This is a genomic window from Rhizobium sp. 01L410 (assembly GCF_056400165.1).
Window position 1 is genome coordinate 282,528 of the sequence record NZ_JBFTST010000004.1, and the last position, 20,728, is coordinate 303,255.

The following is a 20,728-nucleotide window of genomic DNA, read 5'->3' on the forward strand; positions in this document are numbered from 1 at the left end:
TGCTCGTTATGCCGAGACTTTTTACCGCCCTCGAAATTCCGCGCAATGCGGCGATGAGCCTTTCATTGCTGCGCGGTGGTCTTCCCGGTGCCCGATGGATCGATGTGGAGAATTACCACGTCACTTTGCGCTTTATCGGCGATGTCGATGGCCGCACCGCTGACGAGATCGTCGAGCGGCTGGACAGGATCGACCGCCCGGAATTCCAGATCAGGCTCGATGGTATCGGCGCTTTCGGTTCCAAGAAGCCGCACTCGGTTTGGGCGGGTGTATCGCCTTCACCCGAGATGTATGCTCTTCAGGGCGAGATCGAGCGCATCTGCCAGAGGATCGGCCTTCCGCCCGATCCCCGCAAGTTTACGCCGCATGTGACGCTTGCCCGCCTGAAGTCGTCACGCGTCGATGACGTGGTTCACTACCTGTCGGGCCGCGGCAATTTCCAGACTTCGACCTTCACCGTGCCGCGCTTCGTCCTGCTCTCTTCGCGGGATTCGGTCGGCGGCGGGCCTTATCTGACGGAAGAGGTCTTCCCGCTCCATGAAGCGCTGTCGGCGCCGAGTTCGCCGAGCAACTTCATGCAGCCGGCCAAGAGCCTGGCATAGACATTCTCGAAGCCTTCCGGACCACCGTAATAGGGGTCCGGAATATCCTCGCCGGTGCCGAGGGCGATGTCGCCGAAAAGGTGGATGTTGCGGGCGTTCGGTGATGCGCGTCGAAGCTCGGCCACGTTGTTCCGGTCCATCGCGATAACCAGATCGAATGCCGCGACGTCTTCGCTGCGGATGCGGCGTGCCCTCTGTGCGGATATGTCGATCCCGTGCTGTCTGGCTGTTGCGGCCGATCGCCGGTCTGGCGGGTCGCCTTCGTGCCAGCCGCCCGTTCCGGCCGAATCGATGGCAAACGCGTCCGAGAGACCGGCCTCCGCCGCGGCATGGCGGAAGATTCCTTCCGCCAGGGGCGACCGGCAGATATTGCCCATGCAAACAAACAGGATGCTGACGCGTTTCATGAAGAGACCTATGAAGGGTGATCGGAGGACAATGACATGAAGATGGAAAAACTGGAACGCCGCGCAATCGACGAGCATCTGGCAGCAGTCGCAGGATGGGCGCTTGCCGAGGACGGCAAGTCGATCTCCAAAACCTTCAAGTTCGGCAGCTTCGTCGAAGCATTCGGCTTCATGGCGCAGTCGTCGCTTTCGGCCGAGAAGCTCAATCACCATCCGGAATGGTTCAATGTCTATTCGCGGGTCGACGTGACGCTTAACACGCATGATGCCGGCGGGCTGACCGAGCTTGATTTCAAACTGGCCAAGGCAATGGACAAGGCGGCCGGTCTGAACACAAGCAATTGAATCGCGTCCGGCAGTCACCATATCAGGCCATGCATTTTGAGGAGATCGGAATGGACGACGTCAAATACGGTGAGATCCTGCTGCCCGGCGATGAGGAAACCCAGAGCCGCCGGGAAAAGGCCGTGCGCAAGAAATTCTGGCCGACCTTCAAGCGCGCCGTCCGGCAGATCCCGTTCTCGCGCGATGTCGTTGCTGCTTTCTATTGCGCCACCGACCCGGCGACGCCTGCGCGCGTCCGCGGCATCCTGCTGGCAGCACTCGCCTATTTCGTTCTGCCGTTCGACATGATCCCGGATATTTTCGCGGTTGTCGGCTTCTCCGACGACATTGCCGTGCTGTCGGCCGCCTTTGCGCTTGTCAGCGGCCATATGAAGCCCAAGCACTATGAGGCTGCCGATCGCGCCCTTGCCGATCAGCCCGAGGGCATGAAGACCGTCTAGGCGGTTTCCGCGTCCAGAACCTTCTTGAGCTTGCCGAAGGCGAGCCTGATCCTCGATTTCACCGTTCCGAGCGGCAGTCCCGTGGCTTCGGCAATTTCCGAATGCGATTGCCCAAGGAAGAAGGCGGCGCGCAGCATCTCACGCTGCTCTTCCGGCAGCTGGCTGACCGCGGCGCGCACGTGGGCATCGCGGTCATCATTGGCGACCGCCTCGTCGGCACCGATTTCGGCAGCCGGTTGCAGTGTCGGGTCGTCTTCATCAAGGACGCGAGCCCTGGCGCGCCGCTGCAGGTCGATGCGGCGGTTGCGGGCGATGCGGAACAGCCAGGTGGATAGCGAAGAGCGCGCCGGATCGTAGAGACCGGCCTTGTGCCAGAGCACGATCATCACTTCCTGGACCAACTCTTCTGCCTCGGTTGCGGGCATGCGTTGGCGAAGCAGCCAAGATTTCAGCCTCGGCGCGAAATAATCGAACAGGACGGAGAAAGCCTGCTGGTCCCGCTGATCGGCGACAGCTTTTGCGAGGGCAGCGAAACGCTGTTTTTCCTCAGCATCCATGTCCGGTCACGTTCCCCCTGGCTCAGGCAATTCTTGGACGAATTTCCAATACCTTAATGAGGTACAACGGATTTTCGAAAGGTCAAACTCTTGCCTGAATCTTTATGTCTTAAATTGCTCTCGAAGGGATGACGCGATGTCATCGACGCATAACATCACCGCAGGCAGCCGCACCAAGCCGAACGTTGACACACAGGCCTAAATGACACAGGTGGAGACAAATCACGGTCTCCGTTGACGCTTTGGTAACCTGAATTAAGTCAAAATAAAGCAGATCGTGACGAAAGCGCTGCCCGCTCTGATCGGGCGCTGAATCGCAAGAACCGGCAGGAAATCAATGTTTGTAAAAAGTATCGCACCCGCTCTCGCTCTCGTTCTCATCACGGCCGGAGTCGCAGGAGCGCAGCAGGGCGGAGCCTCGGCGCCGACCCGAATCCAGCAGTTCCAGGCTTGGGGCGCCTATTCCTACAAGCAGGGCAACAGCACCGTCTGCTACGTACTGTCCGTTCCGACGACGAAGCAGCCGGCAAGCGTCGATCACGGTGACAACTTCTTCATCGTATCGCAGCGCCCGGGCCAGAACATTTCCTACGAGCCGCAGGCGATGATGGGTTACACGGTCAAGGAAAATTCCAAGATCAACGTCGTCATCGACAACAAGACCTTCGTCATGTTCACCAAGGACAAGGCAGGCTGGGTCGAGAATGCAGCTCAGGAGCCCGCTCTCGTGGCCGCGATGAAGGGCGGTCACTCGATGACGGTCACAGCCGTCTCGCGCAAGGGCACCGGCACGTCCTACGCCTATTCGCTGTCCGGCATTTCGGCGGCGCTGAAGCAGATCGAAAGCTGCAAGTAAGCTCTTGCGCTCGATCGAAGAATTCGAAGGCCGGCCTTGCGCCGGCCTTTGCCGTTTCCATCTATAGTGACGTGCGGGGAAAATGATGATAAAGCCCCGCGCAACAGCGGAACGATTGCGGCTTTGCCCGTAGCTCCGCACTCAATTTTCTGCGAACTGCCGATGTCACCCGCCAAGTCTTCCGGCTTACCGGGATGCGTCCAGTTTTGATTTCGGGATCGAGAAACTATGTCCGTCATGGATGCTATGGCCGTTACCAAACCGCAGGCGCCGCGCCCCCAGTTCAGCGACGATAAGCCCTCGCTGATCGGTCTGTCGCGCGAGCAGATGGCTGAGGCACTGCGCGAAAAGGGCGTGCCGGAAAAGCAGATCAAGATGCGCGTCAGCCAGCTCTGGAACTGGATCTATGTGCGCGGCGTCTCCGATTTCGATCATATGGCGAATATCTCCAAGGATATGCGTGAAACGCTGAAGCAGCATTTCACGATCGCCCGTCCTGAAATCGTCGAGGAGCAGGTTTCCAACGACGGTACCCGCAAGTGGCTGCTGCGCTTTCCGCCGCGCGGCGCCGGGCGTCCGGTCGAGATCGAGGCCGTCTATATTCCCGAAGAAGGCCGCGGCACGCTCTGCATTTCCAGCCAGGTTGGCTGCACGCTCACCTGTTCCTTCTGTCACACCGGGACGCAGCGCCTGGTGCGCAACCTGACGGCTGAGGAAATCCTGTCGCAGCTGCTGCTTGCCCGCGACCGGCTGGGCGACTTCCCGGATCGCGAAGCGCCGCAGGGCACGATCATGCCGGCCGAGGGCCGCAAGGTCAGCAATATCGTGATGATGGGTATGGGCGAACCGCTCTACAATTTCGATGCCGTCAAGCAGGCGTTGCTGATCGCGACGGATGGCGATGGGCTGTCACTCTCGAAGCGCCGCGTCACGCTGTCCACCTCAGGCGTCGTGCCTGAGATCTTCCGCACCGGCGACGAGATCGGTGTCATGCTGGCGATCTCGCTGCATGCCGTTCGTGACGACCTGCGCGACATCCTGGTGCCGATCAACAAGAAGTATCCGTTGAAGGAACTGATCGATGCCTGCCGGAAGTATCCGGGTCTTTCCAACGCCCGCCGCATCACCTTCGAATATGTGATGCTGAAGGACGTCAATGACAGCCTGGAAGACGCGAAGGGGTTGATCCAGCTGCTGAAGGGTGTTCCGGCGAAGATCAACCTGATCCCGTTCAACCCGTGGCCTGGCACCAATTATCAGTGTTCCGATTGGGCGCAGATCGAGAAGTTTGCAGATTTCATCAACTCGGCCGGCTATGCCTCGCCGATCCGCACGCCGCGCGGCCGCGATATTCTCGCCGCCTGTGGCCAGCTGAAGTCGGAATCCGAGCGCATGCGCAAGACCGAGCGTCTCGCCTTCGAAGCGATGATGATTGCCAATCACGGCGCGGACGACTGATCAGCAAGTTTGATCCTTCCAACAGTTCTTTGCGATTGATCGGGCCTTCGTCTTTTTCTAGAAGCGCCTGATAATCGATGGAGGACTCTATGCGTTCGATCTTGCTCGCCGTTGCGGCGACCCTTGCCCTTACCCTGCCTGCAAAGGCTGAAGACGTCACGGTTGCCGTGACGGCGATCGTCGAGCATCCGGCACTCGATGCCGTTCGCAAGGGCGTGCAGGACACGCTGGCGGCTGCCGGCTACAAGGAAGGCGAGAACCTCAAGTTCCTGTTCGAATCCGCACAGGGCAACCCGGCAACGGCAGCGCAGATCGCCCGCCAGTTCGCCGGCGAAGATCCGAACGTCATCGTACCGATCTCCACGCCGTCGGCGCAGGCCGTCGTTTCCTCGACGCGCGATATTCCTGTCGTCTTCACCGCGGTTTCCGATCCGCTCGGCGCACAGCTGGTGAAGGACATGGACAAGCCGGGCGGCAACGTTACCGGTCTGTCCGACATGTCGCCGGTTGCCGAGCATATCGCGCTTATCAAGGAAATCCTGCCGAACGTGAAGTCGATCGGCTATCTCTACAATTCGGGCGAAGCCAACTCCGTATCGCTGTTGGCCGTGCTGAAGACGGAAGCCGAGAAGGCCGGCCTCAAGGTCGTTGAATCCGCCGCGACCAAGTCGGCCGAAGTCCAGGGTGCTGCCCGCGCTCTCGTTGGCCGTGCCGACGTGATCTACGTGCCGACCGACAACACGATCATCTCGGCTCTCGAGGGAGCGGTTGCTGTTGCCGAGGAAGCGAAGCTGCCGCTCTTCACCGCCGACACCGATTCCGTCTCGCGCGGCTCGATCGCAGCCCTCGGCTTCAACTACTATGACGTCGGCAAGCAGACCGGCGATATCGTCGTTCGCATTCTCAAGGGTGAGAACCCGGGCGACATCGCGGTCAAGGTTGCTGCCGGTAGCGACCTCGTCGTCAACAAGAAGGCTGCCGAAAAAATGGGCGTGACGCTGCCGGAAAGCGTGCTGAAGCGCGCCAACCGCGTCGTCGAGTAAACCGAAACCGTCGCTTTCGATATTGCGTTTAGCCGCCCCTGTTTCTAAACGGGGGCGGTTTGCTATTTTAAGACCCGCGAAAGCACGGGCACAGAAGAACAGAAAGGCGGGAGGCCTTGAGCCAGATTGCATTTTGGGGAGCCGTGGAACTGGGGCTGGTCTATGCCTTCGTTGCGCTCGGCGTCTATCTCGCCTTCCGCGTTCTCGATTTTCCGGATCTGACCGTCGACGGGTCGTTTCCGCTCGGTGCCGCCGTCACGGCGGTGCTGATCATCGCGGGCGTCAATCCATGGCTTGCCGCGCTGGTGGCGATGATTGCGGGTTCGGCTGCCGGCATCGTCACGGCGATGCTGAACGTGCGGTTCAAGATTCTCAATCTGCTCGCATCCATCCTGACGATGATCGCGCTGTTCTCTGTGAACCTGCGCGTCATGGGCAAGCCGAACGTGGCACTGATCAATGCCGATACGATGATCAGCCCGTTCTTCGGCCATGGCCTGCGTGATTTCTATGTCCGCCCGCTTTTCGTCGGCGTTCTCGTCGTCATCGCCGTCATCGTCGTCTGGCGTTTCCTTGAGAGCGATGCGGGACTTGCGATGCGCGCCACTGGCGCCAACGCCCGCATGGCCCGCGCCCAGGGCGTCGATACCAACCGGCAGATCTATCTCGGCATGGCGATCTCGAATGCGCTGGTGGCGCTTGGCGGCTCGCTGTTTGCGCAGACCAATGGCTTTGCCGATGTCACATCGGGTGTGGGTACGATCGTCGTCGGCCTCGCTGCCGTCATCGTCGGTGAAACGCTGCTTGGGCGCCGCGGCCTGCTGATCGCGTTGATCGGCTGCGTGCTCGGCTCGATTATCTATCGCATCGCCATCCAGCTTGCGCTGTCGACCGATTTCATCGGCCTGCAGGCCTCGGACCTCAATTTCGTCACGGCGGTACTCGTGACGATCGCACTGATCCTTCCCCGTCTTCGCCGTGGAGGAGCTGCATCGTGATCAGCGTTCAGGATATCAAGGTCGTCTTCGGCAAGGGCACGCCGCTTGAAAAGAAGGCGTTGAACGGCATCAGCCTGACAATCGAGCAGGGCTCCTTCGTCACCGTTATCGGCTCGAATGGTGCCGGCAAATCGACCCTGCTCGGCGTGCTCGCCGGCGACGTGCTGGCAAGCGAAGGCAAGGTGACGATCGGCACGACCGACGTCACGCGCAAGCAGACGGCGGCGCGGGCCGGTCTTGTGGCACGCGTGTTCCAGGATCCGTTGACCGGAAGCTGTGGTGCCCTGTCGATCGAGGAAAATCTGGCGCTGGCCGCCCGCCGCGGCGAGCGGCGCGGCCTGGTGTCGGCGCTCGGGCCAAAGCGCCGCGAGCATTTCCGCGAACGCATCGGCGAACTCAATCTCGATCTCGAAAACCGCATGGCCGACCGTATGGATCTGCTCTCCGGCGGTCAGCGGCAGGCGGTTTCGCTGGTCATGGCAACGCTTGCCGGTTCGGAGGTGCTGCTGCTCGACGAGCATACGGCAGCGCTCGACCCTGGGATGGCCGAGTTCGTCATGGGGCTGACTGACAAGATCGTTTCTGAGCGCAAGCTGACGACGCTGATGGTCACCCATTCGATGCGCCAGGCGCTCGACTATGGCCATCGGACGATCATGCTGCATGGCGGCGAGATCGTGCTGGATGTCAGCGGCGACAATCGCAAGGATCTGCAGGTCGAGGACCTGATCGCGATGTTCCGCAAGATGCGCGGGCAGACGCTTGACGATGATGCGCTGCTGATCGGCTGATCGAAATATTTTTGCGGCGATGTCGATCCGCTTGCGTCGCATTCGTTATCCGTCACCATCGCATGGAGCGGTGGTGAGCTGAGGAGACGGATGATGAAATATATAGCGCTGATCTACATGGACCCGAGCACGCGCACGCCCGCGGATTCCCCTGAATTCGGCAAGATGATGAGCGGCTATGCCACCGCGACCGAGACCTACAAGAAGGATGGGATCTGGGTTGCGGGCGATGCGCTGCAGCCGGTGACCACCGCGACCACCGTCAGGGTGCGCAACGGCCGGACCGAGACGATGGACGGCCCCTTCGCCGATACCAAGGAGCAGCTTGGCGGCTTCTACATTCTCGATTGCGACAATCTCGATGACGCCATCAAATACGCAGCGATGATCCCGCATGCGGCTATGGGCTGCGTCGAGGTGCGGCCGATCATGGTCTTCGACCGCTGATGAACGAGGTTCCGGCCGCCAGTCCTGTAGCCGAGGCGATCGACAGGATCGCCAGGCAGGACGGCGGTCGTCTGCTGTCCAGTCTGGTGGGGTCGCTGCGGGATTTCCAGCTGGCCGAAGACAGCCTGCAGGACGCGCTGGAATCGGCACTCGTCCACTGGAGCCGCAATGGCCTTCCCGCCGCGCCGAATGCATGGCTGATGCAGGTTGCCCGCCGCAAGGCAATCGACAGGCTGCGGCGCTCGGCCAATTTCCGGGCGAAATCTGCCGAGATCGCCCATCTTGCCGAACTGGAGAGCGCATCGCCCGTAGCGGAAGAGCCTGATCCGATCGGCGATGAGCGGCTGAAGCTGATCTTTGCCTGCTGCCACCCGGCGATCGACAGGAAGACTTGCGTGGCACTGACGCTGCGATCTGTCTGCGGGCTGAAGACCGAGGAGATCGCCGATGCCTTCCTTGATCGGCACGACGCGATGGCGCAGCGGCTGGTGCGCGCCCGCGACAAGATCGCCAAGGCCGGCATCGCCTACGAGGTGCCGGGGCCGGAGGGATGGACGGCGCGGCTCGAAAGCGTGCTTGCCGTCATCTATCTGATTTTCAACGAAGGCTATGCTTCGGGCAGCGGCAGCCATATCCGCGTCGATCTTTGCGAAGAGGCGATCCGGCTCGGGCGGGTGCTGATGGCGCTGCGTCCTGATGAGCCGGAGATCGAGGGGCTGCTATCGCTGATGCTGCTGCATCATGCGCGCAGGGCGGCGCGGATCGGCGAGGGCGGCGCGATCCTCACTCTCGAAATGCAGGACCGCAGACTCTGGGATCGCACGGCGATAGCCGAGGGCGTGGCGCTGATTGAACAGGCGCTGAAGCGTGGCTGCCCAGGTGCATATCAGCTGCAGGCGGCGATCATTGCCGTGCATGCGGAGGCGCAAGACTTTGCCGAGACGGATTGGCAACAGATTGCGCTGCTCTACGGCGAGCTTGCCCGCACTGCCGACAACCCGGTCTATGAACTGAACCGGATCGTCGCGCTGTCCTATGTCGAGGGTGTGGCCGCAGCGCTTGCCCGGCTCAAGCCGATCGCCATGGCGCTTACGCAGTATCAGCCGTTTTACGCGGTTCAGGCCGATCTTCTGGTGCGCGACGGCCAGGTTGATCAGGCAAAGCTCGCCTATGGCAGAGCGATCGAGCTCTCGATGTCCGAGGCTGAGAAGCTGTTTCTGGCGCAGCGGCTCGAGGCGCTTGGGACAGCTAAGCTTAACGGGCCTGCGTGAAGAAAATCTTCGCCGCGAAGATCGAGAAGACGCCTGCGAAAGTGTAGTCCATGCCGCGCAGCACCTTTCTGTTCTTCTGCAGCCAGCTGGCGAGCCAGTCGGAGGCGAAGACAACGGCCGCATTCACCGGCATGCCGATTAGAATGAAGAAGAAGCCGAGGAAGAGCAGCTTGTGCGTGACGGCGGGATCGCCCGCGGTGACGAACTGCGGCAGGAAAGTCATGAAGAAGATGATGACCTTGGGGTTCAGAAGATTGACCCAGAAGCCGCTGGAGATGTTGGAGAGCGGCGTGCCCTTGACCTCATCGACCTTTTCGACAGAGAGCTTCGAGCCGAAGCGGATCGCCTGTACGGCGAGCCACAACAGATAGGCGGCGCCGCCGGTCTTGAGGATCAGGAATGCGGTCGGCGAGGCTGTGATTAGCGCCGAGATGCCGAAGGCAACCAGCATGGTGTGGACGACGATGCCGAGACTTGTGCCGAGCACGACATAGAGTGCCGGCTTCTTGCCCTGCGACAGGGCGCGGCTGATCGAGAGCGTCATGTCCGGCCCTGGCGTTGCTGCGAGCAGCAGGCTTGCAGCGGCAAAGGCGAGGAGCGTTGGCAGGGTCGGAAGAAAGTCCATGGTGCACTCTGAAAGCCGGAAGGAGATGTTATTTCTCATATCCGGCTTTCGAAAAATTACCAATCAAACCTTCTGATGTGGCCGATCGTTTCCGGTCGTGATTTGGCGTTCCAGGAACGCCTTGAACTTGTCGGCGTAGTCCTTGTGCCAGCGCGACAGCGGCGGGCGGTTTTCAATGATGTCGCCGGCCGCCCAGGCCATGCGTCGCTCATCGACGGGACGCGCGACGTCGTTGTCGGGGCAGAGGATGTAGAAGTCGCCCTTGGCCAGGCTCTCGACCATGAAATCAACGGTCTGCTCCGGAGTCCAGGCCGCAGCCGGCTTTTCGGCCCGATCGCCCTTGGTCAGTCCAGTGAAGACGAAGCCGGGGATCAGCAGATGAGCGGAAATCTTCGAGCCTTCGGTGTTGCGCAGCTCGTGTTCTAGCGCCTCCGTGAAGACCTTCACGCCGGCTTTCGAAACGTTGTAGGCGGGGTTGCCCGGCGGGGTGGTGATACCCTGCTTGGAACCGGTGTTGATGATCAGGCCGGGCTCGCCATGCTTGGTCATCGCGGCGCCAAAGGCACGAGTGCCGTTGATGACGCCCAGCAGATTGACGCCGAGAATGTTGTCCCAATCGGCCTGCGGGCTGAATATCGAGGTTTCCGGCCCGATGCCGGCATTGTTCATCAGCACGTGAACACGGCCGAAGCGCTGGATGACCGTCCGCTCCAATGCCTCGAGCGCCGCCTTGTCGGAGACATCGGTTTCGGCTGCAAGAACGTGTTCTGCGCCAACGATGGCCTCGAGCTCGGCACGTGCCTTGGCGAGCTTCTCCTGGCCGAGATCGGCGATGACGACGCTCATGCCTGCCTTGGCAAAATGCTTCGCCGCAGCAAGGCCGATGCCGGAGGCGCCGCCGGTAATGACGGCCACGTTGGATGGTTTGAAAATCTCTTGAATATTCGTCACGGGACCGGCTCTCCTCGAAGCGTTGTGCGGACGAAGCCAGATATGGGTTGGCATTTGACGCTGTCAAACACTATCCGCGACCGAAAAGCGGCGCTTCCCGCCCTTGCGTCGTGTGACAATCTCGCTAAAAGTGCCCGCGACACCGGGCTTTGCGGTTTGCCGCTGCCCCTTTGCAACGGACCTCATCATCATGGCACCTAAAAAAGACGTGAAGAAAGTCGTGCTTGCCTATTCGGGCGGCCTCGACACCTCGATCATCCTGAAGTGGCTGCAGACCGAGCTCGGCGCCGAAGTCGTGACCTTCACGGCCGACCTTGGCCAGGGCGAAGAGCTCGAGCCGGCGCGCAAGAAGGCCGAGATGCTCGGCATCAAGGAAATCTATATCGAGGACGTGCGCGAAGAATTCGTGCGCGACTTCGTCTTCCCGATGTTCCGTGCCAATGCCGTCTATGAAGGCGTCTATCTGCTCGGCACCTCGATTGCCCGCCCGCTGATCTCCAAGCACCTGATCGACATCGCCCGCAAGACCGGCGCCGATGCGATCGCGCATGGCGCGACCGGCAAGGGCAACGACCAGGTTCGCTTCGAGTTGTCTGCCTATGCACTGAACCCGGATATCAAGATCATCGCGCCGTGGCGCGACTGGGACTTCAAGAGCCGTACCGATCTGCTGGCCTTTGCCGAACAGCATCAGATCCCGGTTGCCAAGGACAAGAAGGGCGAGGCGCCGTTCTCCGTCGACGCCAATCTTCTGCACTCCTCGTCCGAGGGCAAGGTTCTGGAAGATCCGGCGCAGGAAGCGCCCGAATATGTGCACATGCGCACCATCTCGCCGGAAGCTGCACCTGACAAGGCCACCGTCATCAAGGTCGGCTTCGAAAAGGGTGATGCCGTCTCGATCAACGGCGTTCGCATGAGCCCGGCGACCCTGCTCGCAGCGCTCAACAATTACGGCCGTGACAACGGTATCGGCCGTCTCGACCTCGTCGAGAACCGCTATGTCGGTATGAAGTCGCGCGGCGTCTACGAAACGCCCGGCGGCACGATCCTGCTCGCGGCTCACCGCGCCATCGAGTCGATCACGCTCGACCGTGGCGCAGCTCACCTGAAGGATGAGCTGATGCCGAAATATGCCGAGCTCATCTATTACGGCTTCTGGTTCTCCCCGGAGCGCGAGATGCTGCAGGCCCTCATCGACAAGAGCCAGGAGCATGTCGAGGGCGAAGTGACGCTGAAGCTCTACAAGGGCAATGTCATGGTCACCGGCCGCGAGAGCCCCAAGTCGCTCTATTCCGACAAGCTGGTCACCTTCGAGGACGATCAGGGCGCCTACGACCAGAAGGACGCAGCCGGCTTCATCAAGCTCAACGCGCTGCGCTTGCGCACGCTCGGCAAGCGCAATCTGAAGGGCTGATCCCTCTGCCATCGAAATATGAAAGGCCCGCCATTGCGCGGGCCTTTTCTTTGCATCGCGGATGGCCTTGACGGCCCCTTGCATTGGCATAGTCTGCGCGGATCATCTGCGGAGCATTTCATGACGCAATCGCTGCTTCTTGGCGCCTTTCTGGCCGCACTTTTCTATGTCCTCATCCCCGGTCCCGCTTTCCTGCAACTGCTCGGTATCGGTGCCGGGCAGGGACGCAAGGCGGGAGCGTTTTTCCTCATGGGGCACCTGGTCGGCGACATCATCTGGTCCGCGCTGGCCTTGATCGCGATCGTTGGTGCGAAGATCATCGGCACCTTCGTGTTCGACCTGCTCGGCCTGCTTTGCGGCTTCTACCTTGCCTGGATCGGCTGGAACGCCGTGAGCGCCAAACCGAAGGCCGATGGTCAGGCGCTCGTCGTCGTCGAACGCCCTTTCCGCCGCGGCCTGATCTTCGGCGTTACCAATCCCAAGGGATATCCGGTGGCGCTTGCAACATTCACGGCGCTTGTCGCCGGTTCGGCAAATGCGCTGGATTTCGCAGCTTTGCCCCTGATGCTCAGCGTCTCTTTCGTCGGCTTTGTGACTGCCGATATCATACTCGTCACCATCATCGGTGCGGGCGCCGTGCGCCGCTTCTATCGCGCCCACGAGCGTCTGATCGTGCGCTGCTCCGGCGTGCTGTTCATGGGCTTTGCCGTTCAGGCCCTATGGCATGCGACGCCCGGGCTGCTTGGCTGGCGCAAAGCCTGAACGTCAGGCGCTGATGAAATCGACGATCGATTTCAGTGTCTTCTCGCCATCGGTGTCGCCGAGGGACTTGGCGATCTGCAGCTGGTTTTCGTAGTAATCGCGGAAATTGAACGCTGTGCCGTCGGTGACGCCGCGCAGGTCCAGCAGATTGCCCTGCGCATCGATCGCATGCATCGGCAGAGGCTCTGAGATCGCCGCAAACGTGTCCTGGTCGAGCTCTCCGGAATCGTAGCTCTGCCGGGCATAGCTTCGCAACTCGCCCGGGCTGACTGCGGTGAAATCCGGGCCGCCGGAAGCTGTTACGTCGTCTACCCTGAAGCCGGGTTGGACTGCCGGTCCAGTATCAATTTCAATATCGGAGGTCTTCGAAGATTTTGCGTTATTGTGACTGTTTTTAAAAAGCAAACTTTGAGAAGACCGCACAGAAAAAATTTCCATGGCGCATGTCCCCTTACGAAAAGAGTAAGCGAAAACTAGCGTCTAGGACCGCCGGGCGTCAATCGTTAACAAATAGTTAATTTTCGTCTATCAGTTTTCATGGATCAAATCTTCCATGTATCGGCAAAAGACGAATTTGATCAGCAACATACCATTGCCGCGAAGCGTCACCTATATTGCCGTTTCACTTGCTTGCGTAAAAGGATGTCAGCATGCCTTCCACACCAGAATTCAATCCGGCGCTCGTCAACTGGAACGGGCATCACGGCCTGCCGCGCTTCGAGGCGCTCAACGATGGCGACTTCGCAGCCGCCTTCGATGCTGCGCTTGCGTCTCACGAAACGGAGATCGATGCGATTGCCGCCAATGCCGAAGCGCCGACCTTCGAAAACACCATCGTCGCGCTGGAAATCGCCGGCGATGAGCTGTCGCGCGTCTCGGCGCTGTTCTGGAACCGGGCAGGTGCGCATACCAACGATGTCATTCAGGCGCTGGAGCGCGAGATCTCGCCGAAGATGTCGCGGCACTATTCGAAGATCGGCATGAATGCCGGTCTCTTTGCGCGCATCGACACGCTGTGGGAAAAGCGCGCGGAACTGGGGCTGACCCTGGAGCAGACGCGGGTGCTGGAACGCCACTGGAAGGGCTTCGTGAAATCCGGCGCCAAGCTGCCGAAGCCGGAGCAAGAAAAGCTCGCCGGCATCAACGAGAAGCTGGCCGGTCTCGGGACCAATTTCGGACAGAATGTTCTCGCCGACGAAAAGAGCTGGTCGCTGCTGCTGTCCGAAGGACCGGAGCTCGCAGGTCTTCCGGATTTCCTGAAGGATGCAATGGCGGCGGCGGCCCGCGAACGCGGGGAAGACGGCAAGTTTGCCGTCACTCTGTCGCGCTCGATCATCGAGCCGTTCCTGACATTTTCAGAACGCCGCGATCTACGCGAACAGGCCTTCAAGGCCTGGACTGCCCGTGGCGCGAATGCGGGCGCAACCGATAACCGCGGCATCATCAAGGAAACGCTGGCGCTGCGCAAGGAAATGGCCGGTCTTCTCGGTTATAGCAATTTCGCCGAGCTGAAGCTCGACAACACGATGGCGAAGAAGCCTGTTGCTGTCGACGAGCTGCTGCGGGCAGTCTGGGCGAAAGCCGTTTCCCGCGCCCGCGAGGAAGAAGCCGATATCGCCAAGCTGATCGCCGAAGACGGCAACAACCACGAGGTGATGCCCTGGGATTGGCGTTTCTATGCCGAGAAGATCCGGGCGCAGAAGTTCAATTTCTCGGAAACCGAGCTGAAGCCCTATCTGCAGCTCGAAAAGATCATCGAAGCCTGCTTCGACGTGGCCAACCGCCTGTTCGGCATCCGGGCTGTCGAGAAAAAAGGCATTGCTGCCTACCATCCCGATGTGCGCGTCTTCGAAATCCGCGACGCCAACGACAAGCTCGTGGCGCTGTTCCTCGGCGATTATTTTGCCCGCAGCTCCAAGCGCTCGGGTGCCTGGATGAGTTCCTTCCAGTCGCAGCACAAGCTGAAGCTGAAGAACGGCAACACCGGCGAGCTGCCGATCATCTATAACGTCTGCAATTTCGCCAAGCCTGCGGAAGGCAAGCCTGCGCTGCTGTCGCTTGACGACGCCCGAACGCTGTTCCACGAATTCGGTCACGCGCTGCATGGGATGCTGTCGAACGTCACCTATCCATCCGTTTCCGGCACCGGCGTCTCGCGCGATTTCGTCGAATTGCCGTCGCAGCTTTACGAGCATTGGCTGACCGTGCCCGCGATCCTCAGGCAATATGCGGTGCATTTCGAAACAGGCGAGCCGATGCCGCAGGCGCTGCTCGACAAGGTTCTCGCGGCGCGGACTTTCAATGCGGGCTTCAATACGGTGGAATTCACTTCCTCGGCGATCGTCGACATGGAATTCCATACGCGCGATGCCGTCGATGATCCGATGGCGGTTCAGGCGGAGGTTCTGGCCGAGCTCGGCATGCCGAAGTCGCTGGTCATGCGTCATGCTTCGCCGCACTTCCAGCATATATTCTCCGGCGGCTATTCGGCCGGCTACTATTCCTACATGTGGTCGGAAGTGCTTGATGCCGATGCGTTCGCGGCTTTCGAGGAAACCGGCGATGCCTTCAACCGCGAAATGGCGGCGAAGCTGAAGGACAACATCTATTCGACCGGCGGCTCGCTCGATCCCGAAGATGCCTACAGAGGTTTCCGCGGCAAGCTGCCGAGCCCGGACGCGATGCTGGTCAAGAAGGGACTGGCAACCTTCAAGGAGCTCTCGGGCAGCGATGCCTGAGCGCGTGCCGTAACAAAACTGTCGCCGAAGTTTCGGCAAACCGTCATGCGGTCTTCAAGAGACTGACATGACGGTTGCCCAAGGCTGGGGCGGGACGATTCGTTCCCGCTCCTGAAGCAGCCGGGGCTTTGGCATGATCTTGAAAGAAACGACGCGCCGCCGGTTTTTATCCTCGGTCGGCGCGGTCGGTGGGTTTGCGGCGGCGGGCCTTGCGATGCCCTTCTATGCGCGTGGCTCGTCAAGCCGGCCGGTCTTTACCTCGGGCGTGCAATCCGGCGATGTCGATGTGGATTCCGGCGTGATCTGGGCGCGCGTCGACCGGCCCTCGCGATTGTTCGTCGAATATTCCACCACCGATAAATTTGCGAACGCGGTTCGGCTTGCATCTTTCGATGTCACGCCCGAGACCGATCTGACGGGCAAGGTGCTGCTTGAGGGATTGCCGCCGGATCAGGAGATCTTCTACCGTTTCGTGGCTGCAGACCAGCAGGATATCAACAGCCGCTCCGAGCCCATTCGCGGTCAGTTCCGCACGGCGCCGTCGCTAAAACGGGATATCCGCTTCGTCTGGTCCGGCGATACCGCAGGACAGGGATGGGGGATCGATGACGAGGGCATGCGGACCTATCGGACGATCGCCTATCATCGTCCGGATTTCATGATCCATTCCGGCGACACGATTTACGCCGACAATCCGATCCCCGACGAGATCCGTCTGCGAGACGGCGGGATCTGGAAAAACCGCGTGGTCACCGACGAGAAACGGACGATCGCGCAGACGCTGTCCGAATTTCGCGGCCAGTGGAAATACAATCTTCTCGACCAGCATGTCACCGATTTCAACGCCGTCTGCCCGGTTTTCTACCAATGGGACGATCACGAGGTGCTGAACAACTGGTATCCTTCCACCGATCTGAGTGCCGACGATCGCTACAAGGAAAAGTCCGTCTCGACGCTCGCTGCACGCGCCAGCCGGGCTTTTCACGAGATGACGCCGATCCGCTACGTGGCGGAGGAACCGGGGCGGATCTATCGCAAGGTTTCCTACGGCCCGCTGCTCGATATCTTCTTCGTCGACCTTCGCTCCTACCGCGGTCCCAACACAAATGGTCTCGACGGCGATCTCACGCCGCAGTCGCGGCTTTTCGGTGAGGCGCAGGTGGCGTGGCTGAAGCGCGAACTTGTCCGTTCGACGGCAACCTGGAAGGTGATCGCGTGTGATCTGCCGGTCGGGCTGGTGATCTGGGACGATTATGGAAAGCGCAGCGGCAGCGAATCCGTCTCCAACGGCGATAACGGCGCGCCGCTTGGCCGGGAACTTGAGTTCGCCGATCTGCTGCGCTTCATCCGTGACGCGGCGATCGGCAATATCGTCTGGCTGACAGCCGACGTGCACTATACGGCGGCTCATTACTACGATCCCGGCAAGGCGAAGTTTCAGGATTTTCTGCCCTTCTGGGAGTTCGTTTCCGGCCCGCTTCATTCGGGCACTTATGGGCCGCAGGAGCTGGACGGCACGTTCGGCCCCGAGGTGCGCTTCATCAAGGCGGCACCGGGAGGGATCGAATCCAATCTGCCGCCAAGTGCCGGGATGCAGTTCTTCGGCCTAGTCGATATCGACGGAGCAACGGAGCAGATGACCGTGCGCCTGATGGATCGCGATGACAACGAGTTGTGGCGAACCGTCATCGACCCGCAACGTACGAGTTAACCCTGTCTATGGCCGCTCTCGCCTCTCCCCCCTTTCGCAATCGCAAAAAACACTGTATGAGCGCGCCAAACGTAATAGGCGCCTCCTCCCGACGTAGCGCCCCAGCCTCAGAGATTTGATATAATGGCACTTCGCAACATCGCGATCATCGCGCACGTTGACCATGGCAAGACGACCCTGGTGGACGAGCTCCTGAAACAGTCCGGCTCGTTCCGCGAAAACCAGCGCGTTGCAGAACGCGTCATGGACAGCAACGATCTGGAAAAAGAGCGCGGCATCACGATTCTTGCCAAGGCGACCTCGGTCGAGTGGAAGGGCGTTCGCATCAACATCGTCGACACCCCCGGCCACGCCGACTTCGGCGGCGAAGTCGAGCGTATCCTGTCGATGGTGGATGGCGCGATCGTTCTGGTCGACTCGTCGGAAGGCCCGATGCCGCAGACGAAGTTCGTCGTCTCGAAGGCGCTGAAGGTCGGCCTTCGCCCGATCGTCGCGATCAACAAGATCGACCGCCCGGATGGCCGCCACGAAGAAGTCATCAACGAAGTCTTCGATCTCTTTGCCAACCTCGACGCTACCGACGAGCAGCTCGACTTCCCGATCCTCTACGGTTCGGGCCGCGATGGCTGGATGAACGTCAATCCTGAAGGCCCGAAGGACCAGGGTCTCGCACCGCTGCTCGACCTCGTGCTCAAGCACGTTCCGGAGCCGACGGTCCACGAAGGCCCGTTCACGATGATCGGCACGATCCTGGAAGCCAACCCCTTCCTCGGCCGTATCATTACCGGCCGCATCAATTCCGGTTCGATCAAGCCGAACCAGGCCGTCAAGGTTCTGAGCCAGGACGGCAAACTGATCGAAAATGGTCGTATCTCGAAGATCCTCGCGTTCCGCGGTATCGAACGCACGTCGATCGAAGAGGCTCACGCAGGCGACATCGTCGCGATCGCCGGCCTTTCCAAGGGTACGGTTGCCGACACGTTCTGCGATCCAGCCGTCACCGAGGCATTGACCGCGCAGCCGATCGATCCGCCGACAGTCACCATGTCCTTCATCGTCAATGATAGTCCGCTGGCCGGTACCGAAGGCGACAAGGTCACCTCGCGCGTCATTCGCGACCGTCTCTACAAGGAAGCCGAAGGCAACGTCGCGCTGAAGATCGAAGAAGCCGAAGGCAAGGATTCGTTCTTCGTGTCTGGCCGTGGCGAATTGCAGCTTGCCGTTCTGATCGAAACCATGCGCCGCGAAGGCTTCGAGCTGGCCGTGTCGCGTCCGCGCGTTGTCATGCACCGCGACGAGAACGATCAGCTGATGGAGCCGATCGAAGAAGTCGTCATCGACGTCGATGAAGAGCATTCCGGTGTCGTCGTGCAGAAGATGTCCGAGCGCAAGGCCGAAATGACCGAGCTGCGTCCTTCGGGCGGCAATCGCGTTCGCCTGGTGTTCAACGCGCCGACCCGCGGCCTGATCGGCTACCAGTCGGAACTCTTGACCGACACGCGCGGCACGGCTGTGATGAACCGCCTGTTCAAGGACTATCAGCCTTACAAGGGTGAAATCGGCGGCCGTACCAACGGCGTTCTGCTGGCAAACGCAGCCGGCGAAGCCGTCGCCTACGCCATGTTCAACCTGGAAGACCGCGGCCCGATGATGATCGAGCCGGGCGAAAAGGTCTATATGGGCATGATCATCGGCATCCACAGCCGCGACAACGACCTTGAAGTCAACGTTCTCAAGGGCAAGCAGCTGACCAACATCCGCGCTGCCGGCAAGGACGAAGCCGTCAAGCTGACGCCGCCGATCCGTATGACGCTCGACCGCGCTCTCTCCTGGATCCAGGACGACGAACTGATGGAAGTGACTCCGAAGTCGATCCGTCTGCGCAAGATGTATCTCGACGCGAACGACCGCAAGCGTTTCGCCAAGGCGAAGTCGGCCTGATAGCGGCTGCCATTCCTGAATAGTTGAAACCCCGGCCTTGCAGCCGGGGTTTTTATTTGTGCGCCGTGTCGAATCCTTCTTGTCGCAATAGTTAAAAAAGCGTTAAATTTTGCCCATCGTCCACATGTTAAGTCTGTGGGCAATTGGCGACGGCGCATGATCGCGCATGGTTAATTGTCCGCTGAAGGACCAGAGTAGCGTTATGAAGACGTTGTCGATCGATGTTCGGCGGGCCGAGCCGCAAGATGCCCGCGCCATATCGGAGGCGCATCGCCTTGCGTGGCAACACACCTATGCCGGCATCATCCCCCATCGCGCACTGACGCAGATGATCGAACGGCGCGGCGAAGGCTGGTGGCGTAAGGCCACCCGGGGTCCGGCAACGCTTCTGGTTCTCGATGTCGCTGGTACTGTTGCGGGCTACGCAACGCTCGGTCTTAACCGCGCCCGCGCTCTGCCGCAGGAAGGCGAAATCTACGAACTCTATCTTCGCCCGGAATATCAGGGTATCGGCCTTGGCCGCATGCTCTTCGGCGAAGCCCGCCGCCTGCTGAAATCGCTTGGCTGCAATGGTCTCGTCGTCTGGTGCCTTGAGGACAACGATAATGCCAGCCGCTTCTATCGCGGCCATGGCGGCGTCGATTTCTGCGAAGGCATGGAGAATTTCGACCACAAGCAGCTGAAGAAGATCGGCTTCATCTGGAACTGACGGCTGTCTTTTATGGCAGCCTTGCGGCTTGGCCGCGGATCGTCCCATCCACATCGATCAATTGCCAGACCGTGACATCCGCAATCGGAAAGCGCTTTCCCGATTTGCTGATCCTTATGCCCTCGTAGTCGTCGACATATCCGCGCTCGGCGACCTGCCGCAGGAAGTTCTCGCGCGCCTGGCGTTCCGGCGCTTCGGCAGACAGCCTCGAGGGCAGTGCCGTGAGCTCGTTCCAGCTATATTCAAAGCGCCGCTGAGCGCTCTTGTTTCCATAGATGAAGACGGGATCTGTGGCCGTGTCGTGTGCCAGGAGGCCAAACGGTGCGTCTTCGTAAAGCCAGCGAAGGGCTTCTCTCTGCGTCAGCACCCGGGGCACGAGATCCTTGCCGACGATGCGGCGATAGCTGCCACACAGGAGTTCGAAAAAGTCTTTCTGTTCGTAAAGATGCATGACCGTCTATCGCAATGGGGAATCTGAAAAGCGCAGCCAACTTGGATATTGCGACCTGTTTGTGGCGCCGTTTCCCATTATTGCGCCGATCCCCGAACTTTTGCTTCAAGGCCAAACTCTATTAGCCAAAACGACGGAAGATGAGCCTGACATGTTGCGTTGCGAAGAGATTCTGATTATCTGGCAGCCGGATACCATCCTATATTAGGGG

23 protein-coding genes are annotated in these 20,728 nt (G+C 60.3%); 17 read left to right on the forward strand and 6 right to left on the reverse strand.

Going from position 1 to position 20,728, the window contains the following annotated elements; translation table 11 throughout:
* Positions 1–8: 8 nt before the first annotated feature.
* Positions 9–602: an RNA 2',3'-cyclic phosphodiesterase gene (gene thpR, locus AC1DV9_RS11050; RefSeq protein ID WP_112517775.1), complete on the forward strand. Its 594-nt coding sequence runs from the start codon at positions 9–11 to the stop codon at positions 600–602.
* Here thpR and AC1DV9_RS11055 read toward each other — a convergent pair.
* Complete coding sequence (locus tag AC1DV9_RS11055; RefSeq protein WP_477947791.1) at positions 509–1,009, reverse strand: low molecular weight protein-tyrosine-phosphatase; 501 nt, start codon at positions 1,007–1,009, stop codon at positions 509–511. The two genes, thpR and AC1DV9_RS11055, sit on opposite strands and share 94 nt — an antisense overlap.
* A 36-nt stretch (positions 1,010–1,045) precedes the next feature.
* Between AC1DV9_RS11055 and AC1DV9_RS11060 the strand changes: the two genes are divergently transcribed.
* The gene (locus AC1DV9_RS11060; protein ID WP_477947793.1) at positions 1,046–1,354 is read left to right on the forward strand and encodes a 4a-hydroxytetrahydrobiopterin dehydratase; all 309 of its coding nucleotides are present in this window, start codon (positions 1,046–1,048) and stop codon (positions 1,352–1,354) included.
* 50 nt (positions 1,355–1,404) lie between these two features.
* On the forward strand, positions 1,405–1,794 hold the full coding sequence (locus AC1DV9_RS11065; RefSeq protein WP_112385818.1) for a YkvA family protein: 390 nt from the start codon (positions 1,405–1,407) through the stop codon (positions 1,792–1,794).
* Here the strand turns inward: AC1DV9_RS11065 and AC1DV9_RS11070 are convergent.
* Positions 1,791–2,351 carry a sigma-70 family RNA polymerase sigma factor gene (locus AC1DV9_RS11070; RefSeq protein WP_112540482.1) on the reverse strand — a complete coding sequence of 187 codons (561 nt, stop codon included), beginning with the start codon at positions 2,349–2,351 and terminating at the stop codon, positions 1,791–1,793. The genes AC1DV9_RS11065 and AC1DV9_RS11070 overlap by 4 nt on opposite strands.
* A 337-nt stretch (positions 2,352–2,688) precedes the next feature.
* Here AC1DV9_RS11070 and AC1DV9_RS11075 point away from each other — a divergent pair, with 337 nt between their 5' ends.
* The 7 genes from AC1DV9_RS11075 to AC1DV9_RS11105 all read left to right on the forward strand — a co-directional run bounded on the left by AC1DV9_RS11075 (position 2,689) and on the right by AC1DV9_RS11105 (position 9,215).
* Entirely contained in the window at positions 2,689–3,207 is a 519-nt protein-coding gene (locus AC1DV9_RS11075; RefSeq protein ID WP_112385816.1) for an invasion associated locus B family protein, read from the forward strand.
* Between the two features lie 228 nt (positions 3,208–3,435).
* Positions 3,436–4,665 carry a dual-specificity RNA methyltransferase RlmN gene (rlmN, locus tag AC1DV9_RS11080; protein WP_477947794.1) on the forward strand — a complete coding sequence of 410 codons (1,230 nt, stop codon included), beginning with the start codon at positions 3,436–3,438 and terminating at the stop codon, positions 4,663–4,665.
* A gap of 89 nt (positions 4,666–4,754) precedes the next feature.
* The gene (locus tag AC1DV9_RS11085; protein ID WP_112385814.1) at positions 4,755–5,708 is read left to right on the forward strand and encodes an ABC transporter substrate-binding protein; all 954 of its coding nucleotides are present in this window, start codon (positions 4,755–4,757) and stop codon (positions 5,706–5,708) included.
* A gap of 116 nt (positions 5,709–5,824) precedes the next feature.
* The gene (locus AC1DV9_RS11090; RefSeq protein WP_112385813.1) at positions 5,825–6,706 is read left to right on the forward strand and encodes an ABC transporter permease; all 882 of its coding nucleotides are present in this window, start codon (positions 5,825–5,827) and stop codon (positions 6,704–6,706) included.
* Positions 6,703–7,497 (forward strand): ABC transporter ATP-binding protein, encoded by a 795-nt coding sequence (locus AC1DV9_RS11095; protein WP_477947796.1) that lies wholly within the window; start codon positions 6,703–6,705, stop codon positions 7,495–7,497. The genes AC1DV9_RS11090 and AC1DV9_RS11095 overlap by 4 nt, the downstream gene beginning before the upstream one ends.
* 90 nt (positions 7,498–7,587) lie before the next feature.
* Entirely contained in the window at positions 7,588–7,944 is a 357-nt protein-coding gene (locus AC1DV9_RS11100; RefSeq protein ID WP_477947798.1) for a YciI family protein, read from the forward strand.
* A complete protein-coding gene (locus tag AC1DV9_RS11105; protein WP_477947799.1) occupies positions 7,944–9,215 on the forward strand; it encodes an RNA polymerase sigma factor in 1,272 nt (423 codons plus the stop codon). The genes AC1DV9_RS11100 and AC1DV9_RS11105 overlap by 1 nt, the downstream gene beginning before the upstream one ends.
* On the opposite strand, the gene AC1DV9_RS11110 is transcribed toward AC1DV9_RS11105, so the two are convergent.
* A complete protein-coding gene (locus AC1DV9_RS11110; protein WP_477947801.1) occupies positions 9,199–9,840 on the reverse strand; it encodes a LysE family translocator in 642 nt (213 codons plus the stop codon). The two genes, AC1DV9_RS11105 and AC1DV9_RS11110, sit on opposite strands and share 17 nt — an antisense overlap.
* Before the next feature lie 63 nt (positions 9,841–9,903).
* Positions 9,904–10,791: an SDR family NAD(P)-dependent oxidoreductase gene (locus AC1DV9_RS11115; protein ID WP_477947803.1), complete on the reverse strand. Its 888-nt coding sequence runs from the start codon at positions 10,789–10,791 to the stop codon at positions 9,904–9,906.
* A 190-nt stretch (positions 10,792–10,981) separates the two neighbouring features.
* Here AC1DV9_RS11115 and AC1DV9_RS11120 point away from each other — a divergent pair, with 190 nt between their 5' ends.
* Positions 10,982–12,205, forward strand: a complete 1,224-nt coding sequence (locus tag AC1DV9_RS11120; protein ID WP_112385807.1) for an argininosuccinate synthase — start codon at positions 10,982–10,984, stop codon at positions 12,203–12,205.
* A gap of 120 nt (positions 12,206–12,325) precedes the next feature.
* The gene (locus AC1DV9_RS11125) at positions 12,326–12,967 is read left to right on the forward strand and encodes a LysE family translocator (RefSeq protein WP_477947804.1); all 642 of its coding nucleotides are present in this window, start codon (positions 12,326–12,328) and stop codon (positions 12,965–12,967) included.
* Positions 12,968–12,970: 3 nt separating this feature from the next.
* Here the strand turns inward: AC1DV9_RS11125 and AC1DV9_RS11130 are convergent, their stop codons facing one another.
* Entirely contained in the window at positions 12,971–13,405 is a 435-nt protein-coding gene (locus AC1DV9_RS11130) for a hypothetical protein (RefSeq protein WP_477947806.1), read from the reverse strand.
* Between the two features lie 212 nt (positions 13,406–13,617).
* Between AC1DV9_RS11130 and AC1DV9_RS11135 the strand changes: the two genes are divergently transcribed.
* From AC1DV9_RS11135 to AC1DV9_RS11150, 4 genes are all read left to right on the forward strand, one after another.
* Positions 13,618–15,705 carry a M3 family metallopeptidase gene (locus AC1DV9_RS11135; RefSeq protein WP_477947808.1) on the forward strand — a complete coding sequence of 696 codons (2,088 nt, stop codon included), beginning with the start codon at positions 13,618–13,620 and terminating at the stop codon, positions 15,703–15,705.
* A 133-nt stretch (positions 15,706–15,838) separates the two neighbouring features.
* Positions 15,839–17,416 carry an alkaline phosphatase D family protein gene (locus AC1DV9_RS11140; protein WP_477947810.1) on the forward strand — a complete coding sequence of 526 codons (1,578 nt, stop codon included), beginning with the start codon at positions 15,839–15,841 and terminating at the stop codon, positions 17,414–17,416.
* Positions 17,417–17,539: 123 nt separating this feature from the next.
* Complete coding sequence (gene typA / locus AC1DV9_RS11145) at positions 17,540–19,357, forward strand: translational GTPase TypA (RefSeq protein WP_112385802.1); 1,818 nt, start codon at positions 17,540–17,542, stop codon at positions 19,355–19,357.
* 202 nt (positions 19,358–19,559) lie between these two features.
* Positions 19,560–20,066, forward strand: a complete 507-nt coding sequence (locus tag AC1DV9_RS11150; protein ID WP_112385801.1) for a GNAT family N-acetyltransferase — start codon at positions 19,560–19,562, stop codon at positions 20,064–20,066.
* Positions 20,067–20,076: 10 nt separating this feature from the next.
* Here the strand turns inward: AC1DV9_RS11150 and AC1DV9_RS11155 are convergent, their stop codons facing one another.
* The gene (locus AC1DV9_RS11155) at positions 20,077–20,517 is read right to left on the reverse strand and encodes an MEKHLA domain-containing protein (RefSeq protein ID WP_477947812.1); all 441 of its coding nucleotides are present in this window, start codon (positions 20,515–20,517) and stop codon (positions 20,077–20,079) included.
* On the opposite strand from AC1DV9_RS11155, the gene AC1DV9_RS11160 reads away from it, so the two are divergent.
* Positions 20,516–20,725 (forward strand): hypothetical protein, encoded by a 210-nt coding sequence (locus tag AC1DV9_RS11160; RefSeq protein WP_477947814.1) that lies wholly within the window; start codon positions 20,516–20,518, stop codon positions 20,723–20,725. The genes AC1DV9_RS11155 and AC1DV9_RS11160 overlap by 2 nt on opposite strands.
* Positions 20,726–20,728: the final 3 nt, after the last annotated feature.

Bases quoted from the DNA above. Each gene is read 5' to 3' on its own strand.
- thpR (WP_112517775.1), top strand. From the start codon at position 9: ATGCCGAGACTTTTTACCGCCCTCGAAATTCCGCGCAATGCGGCGATG.
- AC1DV9_RS11150 (WP_112385801.1), top strand. From the start codon at position 19,560: ATGAAGACGTTGTCGATCGATGTTCGGCGGGCCGAGCCGCAAGATGCC.
- AC1DV9_RS11105 (WP_477947799.1), top strand. From the start codon at position 7,944: ATGAACGAGGTTCCGGCCGCCAGTCCTGTAGCCGAGGCGATCGACAGG.
- AC1DV9_RS11100 (WP_477947798.1), top strand. From the start codon at position 7,588: ATGATGAAATATATAGCGCTGATCTACATGGACCCGAGCACGCGCACG.
- AC1DV9_RS11065 (WP_112385818.1), top strand. From the start codon at position 1,405: ATGGACGACGTCAAATACGGTGAGATCCTGCTGCCCGGCGATGAGGAA.
- rlmN (WP_477947794.1), top strand. From the start codon at position 3,436: ATGTCCGTCATGGATGCTATGGCCGTTACCAAACCGCAGGCGCCGCGC.
- AC1DV9_RS11085 (WP_112385814.1), top strand. From the start codon at position 4,755: ATGCGTTCGATCTTGCTCGCCGTTGCGGCGACCCTTGCCCTTACCCTG.
- AC1DV9_RS11060 (WP_477947793.1), top strand. From the start codon at position 1,046: ATGAAGATGGAAAAACTGGAACGCCGCGCAATCGACGAGCATCTGGCA.
- AC1DV9_RS11130 (WP_477947806.1), bottom strand. From the start codon at position 13,405: ATGGAAATTTTTTCTGTGCGGTCTTCTCAAAGTTTGCTTTTTAAAAAC.
- AC1DV9_RS11070 (WP_112540482.1), bottom strand. From the start codon at position 2,351: ATGGATGCTGAGGAAAAACAGCGTTTCGCTGCCCTCGCAAAAGCTGTC.
- AC1DV9_RS11120 (WP_112385807.1), top strand. From the start codon at position 10,982: ATGGCACCTAAAAAAGACGTGAAGAAAGTCGTGCTTGCCTATTCGGGC.
- AC1DV9_RS11160 (WP_477947814.1), top strand. From the start codon at position 20,516: ATGACCGTCTATCGCAATGGGGAATCTGAAAAGCGCAGCCAACTTGGA.
- AC1DV9_RS11110 (WP_477947801.1), bottom strand. From the start codon at position 9,840: ATGGACTTTCTTCCGACCCTGCCAACGCTCCTCGCCTTTGCCGCTGCA.
- typA (WP_112385802.1), top strand. From the start codon at position 17,540: ATGGCACTTCGCAACATCGCGATCATCGCGCACGTTGACCATGGCAAG.
- AC1DV9_RS11140 (WP_477947810.1), top strand. From the start codon at position 15,839: ATGATCTTGAAAGAAACGACGCGCCGCCGGTTTTTATCCTCGGTCGGC.
- AC1DV9_RS11135 (WP_477947808.1), top strand. From the start codon at position 13,618: ATGCCTTCCACACCAGAATTCAATCCGGCGCTCGTCAACTGGAACGGG.
- AC1DV9_RS11055 (WP_477947791.1), bottom strand. From the start codon at position 1,009: ATGAAACGCGTCAGCATCCTGTTTGTTTGCATGGGCAATATCTGCCGG.
- AC1DV9_RS11075 (WP_112385816.1), top strand. From the start codon at position 2,689: ATGTTTGTAAAAAGTATCGCACCCGCTCTCGCTCTCGTTCTCATCACG.
- AC1DV9_RS11125 (WP_477947804.1), top strand. From the start codon at position 12,326: ATGACGCAATCGCTGCTTCTTGGCGCCTTTCTGGCCGCACTTTTCTAT.
- AC1DV9_RS11155 (WP_477947812.1), bottom strand. From the start codon at position 20,517: ATGCATCTTTACGAACAGAAAGACTTTTTCGAACTCCTGTGTGGCAGC.